The organism is Planococcus chinensis (assembly GCF_020071995.1).
GTDB classification, from domain to species: domain Bacteria; phylum Bacillota; class Bacilli; order Bacillales_A; family Planococcaceae; genus Planococcus; species Planococcus chinensis_A.
This window is the reverse complement of record NZ_JABWTK010000003.1, coordinates 118,771-133,797: the sequence shown is the minus strand read 5'-3', so window position 1 is coordinate 133,797 and position 15,027 is coordinate 118,771. Positions and strand designations below refer to the sequence as shown.

At 47.2% G+C, this 15,027-nt stretch carries 18 protein-coding genes; 3 read left to right on the top strand and 15 right to left on the bottom strand.

From position 1 onward, the window contains the following. Positions 1-15 precede the first annotated feature (15 nt). Positions 16-1,185, bottom strand: coding sequence for a lactate 2-monooxygenase (locus HU147_RS06215; protein WP_224075431.1), 1,170 nt, complete (start codon positions 1,183-1,185; stop codon positions 16-18). A 202-nt stretch (positions 1,186-1,387) separates the two neighbouring features. Here HU147_RS06215 and HU147_RS06210 point away from each other — a divergent pair, with 202 nt between their 5' ends. Further along, positions 1,388-2,416, top strand: coding sequence for a threonine aldolase family protein (locus HU147_RS06210; RefSeq protein WP_224075430.1), 1,029 nt, complete (start codon positions 1,388-1,390; stop codon positions 2,414-2,416). Positions 2,417-2,432: 16 nt separating this feature from the next. On the opposite strand, the gene HU147_RS06205 is transcribed toward HU147_RS06210, so the two are convergent. The 8 genes from HU147_RS06205 to HU147_RS06170 all read right to left on the bottom strand — a co-directional run bounded on the left by HU147_RS06205 (position 2,433) and on the right by HU147_RS06170 (position 7,916). Then, complete coding sequence (locus tag HU147_RS06205) at positions 2,433-2,654, bottom strand: hypothetical protein (protein ID WP_224075429.1); 222 nt, start codon at positions 2,652-2,654, stop codon at positions 2,433-2,435. A 175-nt stretch (positions 2,655-2,829) separates the two neighbouring features. Next, positions 2,830-4,494 (bottom strand): formate--tetrahydrofolate ligase, encoded by a 1,665-nt coding sequence (locus HU147_RS06200; RefSeq protein ID WP_224075428.1) that lies wholly within the window; start codon positions 4,492-4,494, stop codon positions 2,830-2,832. Positions 4,495-4,597: 103 nt separating this feature from the next. Further along, positions 4,598-4,816: a twin-arginine translocase TatA/TatE family subunit gene (gene tatA / locus HU147_RS06195; RefSeq protein WP_224075427.1), complete on the bottom strand. Its 219-nt coding sequence runs from the start codon at positions 4,814-4,816 to the stop codon at positions 4,598-4,600. Positions 4,817-4,844: 28 nt separating this feature from the next. Next, a complete protein-coding gene (gene tatC, locus HU147_RS06190; protein WP_224075426.1) occupies positions 4,845-5,588 on the bottom strand; it encodes a twin-arginine translocase subunit TatC in 744 nt (247 codons plus the stop codon). Positions 5,589-5,954: 366 nt separating this feature from the next. Next, a complete protein-coding gene (tatA, locus tag HU147_RS06185) occupies positions 5,955-6,176 on the bottom strand; it encodes a twin-arginine translocase TatA/TatE family subunit (protein ID WP_224075425.1) in 222 nt (73 codons plus the stop codon). A gap of 156 nt (positions 6,177-6,332) precedes the next feature. Next, complete coding sequence (gene tatA / locus HU147_RS06180) at positions 6,333-6,515, bottom strand: twin-arginine translocase TatA/TatE family subunit (protein ID WP_224075424.1); 183 nt, start codon at positions 6,513-6,515, stop codon at positions 6,333-6,335. A 176-nt stretch (positions 6,516-6,691) separates the two neighbouring features. Next, a complete protein-coding gene (locus HU147_RS06175; RefSeq protein WP_224075423.1) occupies positions 6,692-7,654 on the bottom strand; it encodes a hypothetical protein in 963 nt (320 codons plus the stop codon). 109 nt (positions 7,655-7,763) lie between these two features. Next, positions 7,764-7,916, bottom strand: coding sequence for a hypothetical protein (locus tag HU147_RS06170; protein WP_224075422.1), 153 nt, complete (start codon positions 7,914-7,916; stop codon positions 7,764-7,766). A gap of 152 nt (positions 7,917-8,068) precedes the next feature. On the opposite strand from HU147_RS06170, the gene HU147_RS06165 reads away from it, so the two are divergent. Both HU147_RS06165 and HU147_RS06160 read left to right on the top strand, forming a co-directional pair. Continuing rightward, entirely contained in the window at positions 8,069-8,659 is a 591-nt protein-coding gene (locus HU147_RS06165) for a bifunctional transcriptional activator/DNA repair enzyme AdaA (protein ID WP_224075421.1), read from the top strand. Then, a complete protein-coding gene (locus tag HU147_RS06160) occupies positions 8,643-9,194 on the top strand; it encodes a methylated-DNA--[protein]-cysteine S-methyltransferase (protein ID WP_440137291.1) in 552 nt (183 codons plus the stop codon). Before HU147_RS06165 ends, HU147_RS06160 begins: the two co-directional genes overlap by 17 nt. 81 nt (positions 9,195-9,275) lie before the next feature. On the opposite strand, the gene HU147_RS06155 is transcribed toward HU147_RS06160, so the two are convergent. The 6 genes from HU147_RS06155 to HU147_RS06130 all read right to left on the bottom strand — a co-directional run bounded on the left by HU147_RS06155 (position 9,276) and on the right by HU147_RS06130 (position 14,986). Further along, positions 9,276-9,845 carry a TetR/AcrR family transcriptional regulator gene (locus HU147_RS06155; RefSeq protein WP_224075419.1) on the bottom strand — a complete coding sequence of 190 codons (570 nt, stop codon included), beginning with the start codon at positions 9,843-9,845 and terminating at the stop codon, positions 9,276-9,278. A gap of 486 nt (positions 9,846-10,331) precedes the next feature. Next, entirely contained in the window at positions 10,332-11,534 is a 1,203-nt protein-coding gene (locus HU147_RS06150; protein WP_224075418.1) for an ABC transporter substrate-binding protein, read from the bottom strand. Positions 11,535-11,628: 94 nt separating this feature from the next. After that, on the bottom strand, positions 11,629-12,336 hold the full coding sequence (locus HU147_RS06145; RefSeq protein WP_224075417.1) for an ABC transporter ATP-binding protein: 708 nt from the start codon (positions 12,334-12,336) through the stop codon (positions 11,629-11,631). Beyond that, complete coding sequence (locus HU147_RS06140) at positions 12,320-13,096, bottom strand: ABC transporter ATP-binding protein (protein ID WP_224075416.1); 777 nt, start codon at positions 13,094-13,096, stop codon at positions 12,320-12,322. Before HU147_RS06140 ends, HU147_RS06145 begins: the two co-directional genes overlap by 17 nt. A gap of 15 nt (positions 13,097-13,111) precedes the next feature. Beyond that, positions 13,112-14,122: a branched-chain amino acid ABC transporter permease gene (locus tag HU147_RS06135; protein WP_224075415.1), complete on the bottom strand. Its 1,011-nt coding sequence runs from the start codon at positions 14,120-14,122 to the stop codon at positions 13,112-13,114. Continuing rightward, positions 14,123-14,986: a branched-chain amino acid ABC transporter permease gene (locus HU147_RS06130; RefSeq protein ID WP_224075414.1), complete on the bottom strand. Its 864-nt coding sequence runs from the start codon at positions 14,984-14,986 to the stop codon at positions 14,123-14,125. It abuts the gene before it with no gap. Positions 14,987-15,027: the final 41 nt, after the last annotated feature.

Genomic DNA, 15,027 nt, shown 5'->3' with positions numbered 1-15,027 from the left:
CCTGTCATACAGAGATTAACTGCGGTGCTTCGCTAATAGGGCCGGCTTTAAATCATCTATCGCTTTTTCTCCTGACAGCGCCAGTGTAATATCCAAGTCGGCAATCATATTGCGCAATACTTCTTTTACTCCCTGCTCTCCCGCCACAGCAAGGCCGTACATCGCCGGACGGCCGATTAATACAGCGCTCGCCCCAAGCGCTAATGCTTTAATGACATCCGAACCGCGCCGGATTCCGCTGTCCATCAGCACAGGAATCCTTCCCTGCACCGCTTCGCAAACTGCAGGAAGCGCATCAAGTGCACCGATCGCCCCATCTACTTGGCGGCCGCCATGATTGGAAACAATGATGCCATCCACTCCATGCCGCATCGCCAGCTCGGCATCATCCGGATGCAGAATGCCTTTCAGCAAAATCGGCAGCTTGGTGTGCTCTTTGAGAAACGCCAAGTCTTCCCAAGTCAATCCGGCATTGCCAAAAATTTGCGTCCAGTACATGATGGCAGCATTCGGGTCTTCTTTTGGCGATCTTTCAAGCTTTGCGCAAAATGCCGGATCACTCAAATAATTGCCGACTCCTTCTCCGATCAAGAATGGCAAATAGACGTTTTTCAGATCGTATTCGCGCCACGCCATCATCGGTGTATCCAATGTCACGACAATTGCCGAATGGCCTGATGCTTCTGCCCTTCTCAAAAAGCTGGCGGTGATATCTTTGTCTTTGCTCCAATACAATTGAAACCATCTTTCAGCATTGCCCATGACTTCAGCAATGGCCTCCATCGGCACGGAGGAAGCGGAGCTGGTGATATACGGAACCCCGATTGCCGCACACGCCTTAGCGGAAGCAAGCTCTCCATCTTTATGGATGATGGACTGCACACCGACAGGAGCCAAAAGCAGCGGAAACTCTTGCTTCCTTCCAAAAAGCTCCACACTTAAATCCCGATTTTCTACATTGCGCAGCATCCGCGGAACGATTTTCCATTGGTCAAAGGCATTCAGATTGGCGGCCATCGTCCGTTCCCCGCCTGCTCCTCCTGCCACATAATAATACGGTCCATCCTCCAGCACTTCCCGCGCCCGTGCTTCCCAATCTTCGTAGACAATCGGCAAACGGTCAGGCGAAGGATTCGGCATTGTCTGATACACTTCAAATTGAACTTGATTTCCGAAATTCGGCATCTTCTTTCCCCTTTCAAGCAGCAGTTATTTCACATCTACCGACATTTTAACATTTTCCCCTAAAAATAGAATGACTTTTCTGACAACTAAATTTAAATATTACTCTCTTCTCTGCCCGTTTTGTGTGAATGCTTTTGTATTTTATAGAAAACCTATCGCCGGCAGAAATTCTGTTTTAAACTGAAAAAAGGAGGCGATTTCAATGACCATTAAAATGTTTGCAAGCGATAATAATTCAGGGATCCATCCAGCTATCCTGGAAGCCATTGCAGAATCCAACGACGGCCATGTCCCGGCTTACGGCGATGATTTGTATACAGCCGACGCCATCAGCAAATTCAAAGACCATTTCGGCGAAGACTGCGAAGTGCTGTTTGTGTTTAACGGCACCGGCGCCAATGTCACAGGCTTGAAAGCGATGGTGCGCTCCCATCAGGCCATCATTTGCACGAATGGTGCCCACATCCATGCCGATGAAGGTGGCGCTGCAGAAGGCTTTATCGGCGGAAAACTGCTGACGGTCCCGTCTGCAGACGGCAAGCTGACAGTCGAAGGGATTGCTGAACACTTGCACCATATCGGCAACCAGCAGCGCAGCCAGCCAAAAGCCGTTTCCATTTCGCAATGCACCGAACTCGGAACCGTTTATACCATTGAAGAAATTAAGAAAATCACTTCTTTTGCCCATGCCAATGGCTTATATGTACATATGGACGGTGCCCGCCTGAGCAACGCAGCTGCTCACCTTGGCTGTAGCTTTAAGGAAATGACCGTGGATGCCGGAATCGACATGCTGGCGTTTGGCGGCACCAAAAACGGACTGATGCTAGGCGAAGCCGTGGTGTGCTTTAGTAAAGAACTGGCGTCCGAACTAAAATACATCCGCAAACAAGGCATGCAATTAGGTTCGAAAATGCGTTTTATTGCCGCACAGTTTGAACGTTTGCTGACGGACGATTTATGGCATGAAAACGCAAGCCACGCCAACCGCATGGCACAATTGCTAGCGGCTGGCCTGCAGAAATTTCCGGATACAGCACTCACTCAACCGGTTGAATCGAACGCCGTTTTTATTTCCCTGCCAAAAGAAAAAATTGAGCTGCTCCAGAAGACTTATGCATTTGCCTTATGGAATGCGGCCATTCATGAGATCCGGTTGGTGACCTCGTTTGATACCACCGAAGGAGACATTGAAGAATTTCTTTCCGAAGTCGAAAAAGCTTATTCCTAAACACAAGAAAACCACTTCAGCGATTGAAGTGGTTTTTTAAATAAGCGATTACCGCCGTGCGGCAGCTTTCCGATAATGGAGACTTTTCTGGGTGCACCAATTCCCCGTAAAGCAAGTCATCCAAAAACCTGACTTCTTCCCGGAATTGTTTTTCAGTTTCAGCATCCTGTACTTCCAGCTGAATGTAAAGCGAGCTCCCCCGTTCCACGTAATCAATGATGGAAATTCGGTGTTCCATTTTTATAACTCCTTTTTATTGGCTTATGAGCGACTTATCAGCGGATACGAGCGACTTCCTCGTTTTTATGAGCGACCTTCCGTCAAATACGAGCAACTTCTACGAGATACGAGCTTCTCGGCCTGCACGGCCCAAAAAGAGCCCAAAAGCTCATTAGCTTTTGGGCTCTTCTCCTTTAAAACAAACCAATCCCTTGGCCGTCTGGCCCTACATCCATCTTCAAAGCAGCCGGCTGCTTCGGCAAGCCGGGCATTGTCATGATGTCGCCGGTCAGGCAGACCAGGAAACCTGCCCCAAGCTTCGGCATGATTTCGCGGACAGTGATTGTAAAGCCTTCCGGCCGGCCAAGCAATTTCGGCTGATCCGATAAGGAATACTGGGTTTTCGCCATGCAAATCGGCAACTCGTCCCAGCCAAACTTCTTCAATTCCGCTAATTGCTTTTGCGCCGCATCCGTCAATTGGACATCTGCTCCGCCGTAAACTTTCTGTACAATGATCCGGAGTTTTTCTTCCACGGAATCAGTTTCGTCATAAAGGCGCACGAAGTTTTTCGGCCGCTCCAGTTCCTGCAAGACCAGCTTGGCCAATTCCAAACCGCCTTTTCCGCCTTGTTCCCAGACATTCGTCAATGCGACCTGGACACTTTTGGCCTCGGCCCAGCTGAAAATTTCAGCAAGTTCAGCGTCAGTATCCGTAACAAAGCGGTTCAAAGCAACGACCGGCTCGATGCCAAACTGGCGAATAGTATCTACATGCTTTGCCAAATTGACCATGCCGCGTCTCACCGCTTCATGGTTTGCTTCCGCCAAGTCCGTTTTCACTATGCCGCCGTGCATTTTTAATGCTCGTACAGTTGCCACCACGACCACTGCATCCGGATGGAAGTCACCTTTGCGGGATTTGATGTGGATGAATTTCTCAGCGCCCAAGTCTGCGCCAAAGCCGGCTTCTGTCACCACAATATCAGCCAATCTTCTGGCTGTCTGGGTGGCCACAAGCGAGTTACAGCCATGTGCAATATTGGCGAACGGACCGCCATGGATAATGGCCGGCGTCCCTTCAATCGTCTGCACCAAATTCGGTTTGAACGCCTCTTTCAATAACAGCGCAAGCGCACCTTCTACGCCCAAGTCCCGTACCATCACTGGTTCTTTCTGATACGTGTAGCCGATGACCATCAGGGACAGCCGCTCTTTTAAATCTTCCAGCGAGGTAGCCAGGCATAATACGGCCATGATTTCAGAAGCGACCGTTATATCAAACCCGTCTTGGCGTGGAACGCCTTGCGCAGGGCCGCCAAGGCCGATCGTCACTTCCCGGAGCGCCCGGTCATTGATATCAAGCGCACGCTTCCAGGTGATGCGCCGAGGATCAATGTTCAGCGCATTGCCTTGGTGCAAGTGGTTATCAATAAAGGCAGCGAGTGCATTATTTGCTGATGTAATGGCATGGATATCCCCTGTAAAATGGAGATTGATGTCTTCCATTGGCAGCACTTGCGCAAATCCTCCGCCCGTCGCTCCGCCTTTTACGCCCATCACCGGCCCCAAGGACGGTTCACGCAACGCGACCACAACCGATTCTTCCAATTGCTTGAATGCATCCGCAAGCCCAACCGTCACGGTCGATTTCCCTTCTCCCGCCGGCGTGGGGCTGATGGCTGTGACTAATACCACTTTCCCAAGGTTTTCTGCAGGCGGCAATAAATCGACATTAATCTTTGCTTTATAATTTCCGTATTGTTCAAGAGCTTCACCCGGAATTCCCGCGCGCTCAGCAACTTCTTGTATCGGCAACATTTTTGCATCCATAGCTATCGATAAATCCGTAAATGCCATTCATTCCCCAACTTTCAAATTTTTCTTTTATTATAACCTGCAAGCGCAAAAAACAAAAAAATAACCGTCTCTTGCATCAGCAAGAAACGGTTCATTGGAAAAATTATTGTTTTTTTGTCAATTCTACATGCTTTTCTTTGTTAGGCTCTTCGTCCATTTTGAACTCTTCAGTCACGTCGTCCATGATGCCTTTTGTCGAGTTTTTAAACTCTCTTAAAGTTTGTCCTGCTGCACGGCCCAACTGTGGCAATTTAGCCGGTCCAAAAATGACCAAAGCAATGATAAGGATTAAAATCAATCCTGGTACGCCGATATTTGGCATAAGGTTCCCCTCCTGTCCGTAAGTAATATTATTCTTTTAACGCCATTTCTGCAAGTCTTTTGTTTGTGCGTTTCAGCGTCCAGCTTGAAATGATGATGCTGAATTCAAACAAAACGAGCAGAGGTACGATGATCAAAATATCCGATATGAAATCCGGAGGCGAAATCAGAACTCCAAGGACCACAAGTGCGAAGTAAGCCACTTTCCGCATTTTCCGCAGCGAGGCTGGGGTCACGATCCCTAATTTCGTCAAGAACATAATGACAATCGGCATTTCAAACACAATGCCCACCGGTATGACCAGATTAAACAAAAAGCTGAAATACTGATTCATCCCGTACGTTTCGGTTGCCCCGATGGATTGGTTGATGTTCGACATAAAATTCAACATCATCGGGAACATGACGAAATAACTGAAACTTACCCCAGCCAGGAATAAAAAGAAGGATGCGGGAATGAACCACGCGGTCCCTTTAGCTTCCGCTTCTGACAGGCCGGGTTTGACGAACAGCCAGATCTGGTGCAAGGCAATCGGCAAGGTGATTAAAATCGCCAACAGCAACGCACACTTGAAGTAAATCATAATGCCGTCCGTAAAGCCGAAAACGTTCCATTCGACATTTGCGGCGGTCGGCTGCATTTTAATAAAATTTAAAATTCTCGTTGCAATCGCAAATCCAATGCCCAGAGAAACGACAAAGGCTAATGAGATAATGACCAGGCGTTTTCTTAACTCGGTTAAATGCTCAACAACGGTATATTCCTGCTCCATATTTGTTAACCACCTATTTTTGCTAAATATAAAAATTCAGTCACTGGCCACTACATAACAGCTGCACGTTATCCAAACCAATCAACCATCTTTTCGGCCTTGCTTTAAAGAAGATTTTTCGCGCTTCAATTCACTAGCTATTATACGCTACACAGCTTATTTGTAAATCATATAGCCCGTATTTCAATGAATTAACACTCGCAGGTGTGAACAAAATGACAAAACATCCCATTGTAAATACTGCTTAAAAAATCAAAAAAAATTCCGCTTCAAATTTCGCCATTAAAGGGGCTTTTAACAGCAGGAGGCGCCGTTTAAATCGTTCAAACGGCGCCTTCTTTATAAAAACAGGAATTTACAAAATTCCTACTTCAATTCTTTCTCTTTAACAACAACGGTTTTTTTATCCAGGCTTTCCTCTGTCTTAGCCTCTTCAGTTGTCTCGTCCATCAATCCTTTGGTTGAGCTTTTAAACTCTCGCAGCGTCTGCCCAACGGCTCTTCCGAGTTGCGGCAACTTGGCTGGCCCAAAGATAAGCAGCGCAATAATAAGAATCAGGATCAGTCCCGGCACACCAATATTCGGCATTCTGTTCGCCTCCTAAAAATAAAGTTTCCACTTATTCCATTCTAACGTGTTCCCCTCGCAATAGCACGGCTGAAAGGCCTGAAATCTGTGGCAAATAAAAATAACCATACCGCATATATGGCGGGTGGCTATTTTTGATTTCCCTTTGAAGTTCGTTCACTTTTCTTTTCCCGTTTTCCCGTCTTCTTTTGCGTCTTCCATGATTCCTTTCGTTGAGTTTTTAAACTCTCTCAGCGTTTCGCCGACAGCACGGCCGAGCTGCGGCAATTTGGCCGGCCCGAAAATGATCAAAGCAATCACTACAATAATAATCCATTCAGTTGCGCCGATATTTGCCATAAGGGCTCCTCCTCTAAATGAGATACATGCAATCGGTAAAGCAATGAAGTGTTAGTCCGGCTGAAGGAATCATGGCTGTGGGTTCATAACGTCATTTAATAAAGAAGCGCTGCTGCAGAAGAACTTTCTATACAAGTTATACCATGAATTAAAAGACTATTGAAACAATTATCGGATTAAAACTGAAAATCTTCTTTTGCCTTTAATTCCGGAAAATCTTTTTCAATTACGTCATCCAGTTCGAATTCTTCCAGCTGCTCATACAATTCTTCTTCATCCGCTATGTGGAGGCTGAAATCTTCTGAATAAGAATTGCCGTGATATTTCAAAATGTATTTTTTGCGCCCATTTTTCCCTACGCTGTAAATATCAAACGGCTCGTACTTTTTGACGTTCCGAAGGTTTTGGTTTTCAAGGACCGAAGCAATGTCCATTTTTTCCAAGTGAGTATATAGGAAGCCTTCTGAGCGTTTCCGCTCGGCGGAAATGAAACTCATTTTGGCGTGATGCCGATTGATGAAGCGCTCCGACAAATCCTGATGAAAAGAAATCGTTTCCCACTCTACCCGGCTGCGATGTTTTTCAATAAAGCGCTCTGACAGCACTTGTACTCTTGTCACCGTATGCCAGTCCACTTTATCGGCATGCCGGTCAATCAATGACATCGGCAAGGTTTGGCAAAGCGACAGGCAGCTCCACGCCAGCTTGTCTTGGTGCCTTTCCATAAATGCAGGCGACAAGCCCTTGGCATTCGACAACTTCTGCTTCATCGAAACAATGGTCCAATATTCGCCCTCATCAAACTGTTTGCCTTCTCTTTCCAATGTTTTCAACTGGCGTTTGCTCAGCTTTTCTTTTGCCGGTTCCCATTTCTCTTTTGCAGCGAATTCCTCGATAAACTGCTCCGAAACTTTTTGCTCCGACAGAACCGGCTCCCAAAACAGGCGACCGCTAAATTCCCGGATAAAGGCTTCTGACAGCTCTTGGTGTTCCGACAATAATCTCCAATTAACCTGCTCTTCGTTTTCCTGGATAAACTGTTCACTCAATTTTTCTTCCTGGCAGATTTTATTCCATTGGACAGCCCGTTTATCTTTATACTCTTTTGCTTCCATTAGTTCTGTTAACGAATTAAACATAACCCCACTCTCTTTCCGTATGCTGGATTGTGTACATTTTATCACGTTGCTAAACCCTTTCAACTAAAAACCCCGCAGACCGGTTAACCGGCTTGCAGGGCAGTGAAAATTATTTTTTTTGCTGATCCTCATCGTCCAAGTCGTTCTGTTCCCGCCGTTCATCAGGAAAACGTGTCTGTTGTTTTACTTCCTGTGTCTCTTCCCTAAACTCCTGTTTTCGCACCGTGTCTTTAAGTTCTTCTAAATTTTTGTCTCTAGCCATGTAATCCCTCCTCTTACTGCTTGTTATTCCCCAAAGAAATTTAATAAAACTGCAAAATTTTTAAATTTTTTATTTCGTTATCTTGCTGTTCCATCGCTAAAAGCTTAATTATTCAAGCTTAGCGTATATACTATTACTAGAGGTGAAATGCGATGGCAAAACAAAAATCTGCTGTTGTTCCCGCTGTTTACTGGAAAGCCATTTTGGAAAACGATGCCTCATTCGACGATCAGTTTTTTTACGGAGTCCGAACTACCAGAATCTTTTGCCGTCCTTCCTGCCATTCCCGAATCCCGAACAAAGAGAATGTGCTTATTTTTAAAAATGCTTATGCCGCATTAGCTGAGGATTTCAGGCCATGCAAACGATGCAAGCCGGATGGACTGAATCTTCCTGCAGACGAATGGATTGAGCAGATTACGGACTGGATTGATGAACATTTTACAGAATCTATAAATTTGGAACGCCTTGCCGACATTTTACATGGCAGCCCCTACCATTTGCAGCGCCTGTTCAAACGCCTGAAAGGCTGTAGTCCTTTGGAATACATCCAGCAATTGCGCCTTGAAAAGGCATCCCGGCTTTTAGCTGAAACGGATGATCCGATTGCAGAAGTCGGCCGGCTTAGCGGATTTCCGAATGCGCCGTATTTTATCACTTTATATAAGAAGAATAATGGGCAGACGCCTGCCAGCTACCGAAAATCCTTGAGGGGAGCAAATGAATATGGAAAATCAAATTGAATGGGCGGTTTTAGAACACAGCCGCTGGACTTTGTATGTCGCCAAAACTTCTAAAGGCCTTTGCTACGTCGGTTCTCCCGGCCAAAGTTTTAAAGATTTCCAAGCCTATCTCAAAAAACGTTTTCCTGGAGCGGTGCTGCACGAAAATCCGGATTCTCTTGCACCTTATCTGCAAGAACTGCAGGGTTATTTCAGCGGTAACCGGACGCTTTTTTCTTTGCCGATCGATGTGAAAGGGACTCCTTTCCAAGAAGAAATTTGGCAGGCATTGCGTGAGATTCCTTATGGCCAGACCGTCTCCTACTCCGACATTGCCGTGCGCATCCAGCGTCCAGCGGCAGTCCGGGCAGTCGGAGCCGCAATCGGCGCAAATCCCGTGATGATCAGCGTACCTTGCCACCGGGTCGTCGGCAAAAATGGCGCCATGACAGGCTACCGCGGCGGCTTGGAATTGAAAACCTTCCTGTTGGAACTTGAGAAGGCACATAAAGAAAACGCGCATACTCCCGGCTCTCCTTCTGTGGAGCGGAATTGATTTCAAGCTCTATCAAAAAACCTCCAAACGGCCAGTGAAAGCCGTTTGGAGGTTTTTTCGGATAACGTACGTATCCATTATTTATGATTCTTTTGATTGAATGCCGTGCAAGATGAAGTCTGTATACATATCAGCCAATTCCCTTACGGACAAATCGCCGCTCGGGTTAAACCATTGATAGCTCCAGTTGGTAATGCCCAGGATGGCAAATGTAATCATTTTGGCTTCCAGATTTTTACGGAATTCACCATTTTCAATCCCTTCTTTAATGATGCTTTCAATGTGATCTCTGAACTCGGCGCGCTTTTCCCGGATAGTCGCTGCATTTTCAGGAGTCAAATGGCGTATTTCCCGGTAATAAACCCGTCCAAGGGCTCCCTGCTTTTCAATATCATGAATCAGCAGTTCGACCACTTTCACTAGTTTTCCGCGTGCCTCTTTTTCTGTCTCCAAAATCGTTTTTTGCCTTTTCAGCAAATCATCAATATAAGACAGATGAATATGCATAAGAAGCGCCTCTTTGCTCTTAAAATGATAATAGAAGGAACCTTTTGTCACGCCCAGCTTATCCACGATGTCCTGGATTGAAGTGGCACTGAACCCCTTCTCCACAAAGAGATTGATGCTTTCCTTGATTAATTCTGCTTTCATCGCATTCCACTGCCTTTCGCTATAACCAGATGTTTTAAAATATTATACCATTACTCACGCAGCCTTCACTTATCCAGAAAGTAAAAGAGAGTACAATTTGTACTCTCCAGCTTGTTGAGAAAGATATAGAAAAAATCCCCCTTAGATATAGAATAGCTCCGATATTCCGCAAAACAGCTCCGCTAAAAACATATGCTCCTGTTTCTGCATCGCTTCGCTATCTTCGAAACATGAAAGAGCGTTGCATCGCTGCGCTAGCTTCGTCGCAAAGACTTGGGCTCGCAGACTTCGCTCAATGCCTTTCCTGCGGGGCAGCGCAAGCGACGGAGCCGTCGAGACCCTGGAGTCGCAAAGCGAATATTTTTTCAATTTGCGACGAGTAATCGCAGGAGCAACGAAGCGGCTCGGCGCAAGCCCGCGAAAAGCGTCCGCCTGAAGCGGGATAAGGAAGACTTTCAAGGTTTCTCGACAGTGTGAGCTGCATGATTATTTCTCGATGACTTGTATTTCTCCATTTTCTACATAAGCAATGCGCAGCATGGAGCCGAATCCGCCGTCTTCCCCGACTTCAGGAATCATATAGACCTGCTTGTCTTCCGGCAAGTTTTTGGCGCCCTCGTCAAACGCTGCCATGATGGCTTTTGTATCGTCCACTGAACCTGCCGCTTTCATCGCTTCCGTTAAAACATAGAGAGACACATAATGGAATGCCGATTCAGCACTCGGGTCGCGGTCGTTATTCTCTTTATACTTCTTGATGTATTCTTCTGTACCCGGGAATTCTGTATGGATTAACGGCGTCGTGGAAATCGCACCTTCGAGCATATCGTAGTTGCCGCCGAGAACTGCCGCCATTTCGTCAAGCTTTGCTTGGTCCATGATCAGGAATCCGCCTTCAAAGCCAAGATCACGCGCCTGTTTTGCCACTAAAGCTGTCGGCTCAGAAGGTCCGCCGATAAACAGCACATCCGGTTTTTCTTCCAATGCATTCGCTACAATCGTCTGGAAATCCGTGTCTTTGCTGAAATCGATTGATTCATTGAACACCACTTCGCCGCCTTTTTCTTCCCACACCGGCTTAAGCATCTCTGCCCAGTCTTTTCCGTACTGGCTAGCTGTCGGCAGAAAGGCGATTTTCTTGCCGAACTTTTCCATTTCGTAATCTGTAAACGGCTCTAAATATTGGTCATAGCGCGGCGGAATCCGGACGTTCAATTTATTGCCTTGATCTGTCACTCCCGGTTCGCTTGTATAACCCATGATGATGAAGTCTTCCATTTCATTAAATACCTGCATTGCGTAAATACCGCCGCTGTGCGGGGAATAAATGAACTTTGCATTTTCTTCCTGTACTAAGCGCTTGGCATTGGCCGCTGTTTCGTTCGGCAAATATTTATCATCGATTGTTTCCAGTTTATACGTGTAGGTTTTGCCGTCTACTTCAAAACCGCCTGCTTCATTAATATCTTCTACTGCTATTTTTAAACCTTTTAACGTTTCTTCTCCGTAAGACGCTGCAGGGCCGCTAAGCGGGCCGCTGTATCCGATGGTCACTTCTCCTCCAGAACCGCCTGAGCCGCCGCTTTTCGCATCTGCGTCATTTGCCTCTTCTTCGCTGCCGCACGCCCCTAATATCAGAAGCATAAGGAGTAAAAAACTGCCGAATAAGCTTTTCTTCAATGAGTGCATTCAAATCTCCCCTTTTTCATATAAGATTATGGTGCTTAAGCTAATTCCAAAGGCAGTTTCCACCCCCTTTAAAGCCTTTGGATCCGGGCTTGTCTCATGCTCCAATATAAGCTTGGCGAATGGCATCGTTATGGAACAGTTCTTTGCTGCTTCCCTGCAGGACGACCGATCCGTTTTCAATCACGTAGCCTCGATCTGCGATTTTCAATGCTGCGTTGGCATTTTGTTCCGCAAGCAAAACCGTTGTCCCGCTTTCATTGATCCTCCGGATGATTGAAAACATTTGCTCCACGATGAGCGGCGCCAGGCCGATTGACGGTTCATCCATCATGATCAGCTTGGGGCGGGCCATCAATGCCCGGCCGATTGCTACCATCTGCTGCTGCCCGCCGCTCAATGACCCTGCTGCGTGTTCTTTTTTCTCCCTTAAAATCGGAAACAACTCGTACACTTCTTCAAGTGAAGTTTTCAACTGGTCTTTATGGCGCCGATGGACGAACCCGCCCATCATCAGGTTTTGCTGGACCGTCATATCCGGGAACAGCTTTTTCCCTTCCGGACACTGGGACGTCCCTTCCTTTACCATGCGGTCCGGCGAATAGCCGTTGATTCTTTTTCCGACGAATTCAATTTCTCCCGCTGCCGGCTTATACAATCCGCTGATCGTATTGAAAATGGTGGTTTTTCCGGCTCCGTTTGCTCCAAGCAGTACAACGAGTTCGCCTTCTTTCACTTCGATATTGATTTTCGTCAGCGCCTCGAACGCCCCAAACCTTACCGTAACGTCAGTTAGCTTCAGCAATCGGCTCACCCCCTAAATAGGCTTCGATGACCACCGGATTGTTCTTGATTTCATTCGGTGTGCCCTCCGCAATTTTTGCTCCTTGGTTCAACACCATGATTTTGTCTGCCATGCCCATAATCATCTGCATCTTGTGCTCGATTGTGCAGATGGTAATCCCGCTGGCTGCCAGCTTTTTCATCAGTTGGGCGAGCCCTTCTGTTTCGTCCGGGTTGATGCCCGCTGCCGGTTCATCAAGAAACATGACTTTTGGGTCAGTTGCCAATGCCAGCGCAATGGCCAACCGCTTTTTTTCTTCCTGGGTAATGGTCGAAACCGGTACTTGCGCTATTTTTTCCATGCCGACAAATTCCAGCGACTCCATCGCTTTTTGATATGCGTTATGCTCTTCCTGCTTTTCGCGCTTTGTCCGGAAAATGGCATCAAACAGCTTCGATTTGGTCCGCAGCCTATGCCCGACAATCACGTTGTCGATCACTGTGGACTGTTCAAATAAATGAGTCGTTTGGAACGTCCGCGCAATCCCGAGCCGCGCTCCTTGATGGACCGGCAGTTTGGTGATGTCGCGGCCTTCGAAAAAAACACTGCCGGATGTCGGCTTATGAAAGCCGTTGATCAGATTGAAAAAAGTCGATTTCCCTGCACCGTTCGGACCGATGATTGCCGTAATTTTGCCTTGTTCAATTTCAAAATCCACGTTGTCCACCGCCGTCAATCCACCGAACTTTTTGGTGATTCCTTTTACTTCAATAAATGCCACCTGAAATTCCCCCTCTTATTTTTCAGCGGATTTCTCTGGAACCGGATTAAAGTATTTGCTTTCTTTCGGCAGTTTTTTATGCTGCAACTTGGCTTTGATCTTGTAAAAACCACCAACAATTCCAGTCGGGAAGAAAATAACCATCAGCACCAGGATCGGACCGAAAATCAGCAGGTGGTATTCCTGGTAGCTCCGGAGAAACTGCTCAAGCCAGATAAACAGCATCGTTCCTACGAGCGGACCGGACAGCGTACCGATTCCTCCAACTATCAAGTACATTAAGAAGTTGAAAACCATATTGGTGCTGGCTACATCGGGACCGATAAAACGGGTCAATGAAGCGTAAAGAGCTCCAGCCAGACCGGCATAAGCAACCGAAATGACGAACGATACGAGCTTATTGACGCGGGTATTGATGCCGAGCGTCTGGGCCAGTTCCTCGCTATTGCGGATGGCGATATACGTCCGGCCGGTAAGTGAGCGGACAATCCGCACCGAAATGAAAATCGACAGCAGCAAAAACGCCAGCACGAGATAATACATCGAAGTCGCCGATTCAAACGTCAACGGGCCGATCGGGTCGGGAATCGGGATGCCGATCAATCCCCTCACGCCGCCGGTTAGTCCGTCCCATTTATCAATCAGCAAGTAAATCAAATAGCCGACGATTAAGGTGTAGATAGCGAAGAAATGCTCTTTAGTCCGCAAGGCAATAAGACCGAGCACCAATCCGGCCGCACTGGTCAGCAGCACCGCAAGCAACAATGCGAGCCAGAAGTTCATTTCGTTGCGGGTGGTCAGGATGCCGAGCGTATACGCGCCGATGGCAAAAAAACCGGCATGCGCAAGCGACAATTGGCCTGTAAATCCGGCAATCAGGTTCATGCCGTATACGCTGATTGCGAAAATGAATCCGATGGTCATGACGTGCAGAACATAGCGGTTATCCGCGTAGATCAATGGGAAGACTAAAGCAAAAATCACCAGGACGGCAATAACGGTTCGCTGATTTAAAATCTTTCCCATTTAATACACCCCTTTCGCAAACAGCCCTTTTGGCCGGACCGTCATAATGACAATCAGCAGCAGAAAAGCGATCATGTCTTTGTAATCGTTGGAAATGTAAGTGGCCCCCATGCTTTCGGTCATGCCCAGGAGAAGTCCCGCCACAATGGCGCCGGGTATGCTGCCCATGCCGCCGATAATCACGACCACGAAAGCTTTCAGAATGACAAGGTGGCCCATCGCCGGGAAAACCAGATTGATCGGAGAAGCCAGAGAAGCTGCAATTGCAGCAAGGGCGCCGGATATTGCAAATGTCATCATCGCCACTGCATTGGCATTGATGCCGACAAGGAATGCGCCTTCCCGGTTTTGCGCCATCGCCATGATGGATGCGCCGATCATTGTTTTCTTCAGAAACAGCGTCAGCAAAAATACAGTGACCACCGCAACCACGATGACCAGAATGCGCTGGCTGGTCATGGAAATGCCGGCTATGGAAATATTATTGTCAAAAGGCGTCATCATCCGCTGGTATTCGGTTCCCCATATGAGCTGGACCAGTGCTTCAAAAAACAGCACCAATCCGATTGCCGCTATTTTGTCATGGATGGGCGGCGAATTACGGAGCGGGTTGAATACGAGGCGCTCCATTAAAACGCCGAGGGCAGCCACTACCAGAATGGATGCCAGTATGGCAATAAAATAATGGACACCGGTGCTTTGCATGACGACGAGCGTGACGTAGCCCCCAATCAAATACAAGGCGCCGTGTGCGAAGTTTGGGATGTGCAGGATTCCAAAGACCAAGGTCAGGCCTATTGCCACCAGCGTGTAAACGCTTCCAAGAGTCAATCCGTTGAACACCTGCTGCAAAAACAACTCCATAAGATCCCTCCTTTTCCTAAGCTTGTTATTCCATTAAACCT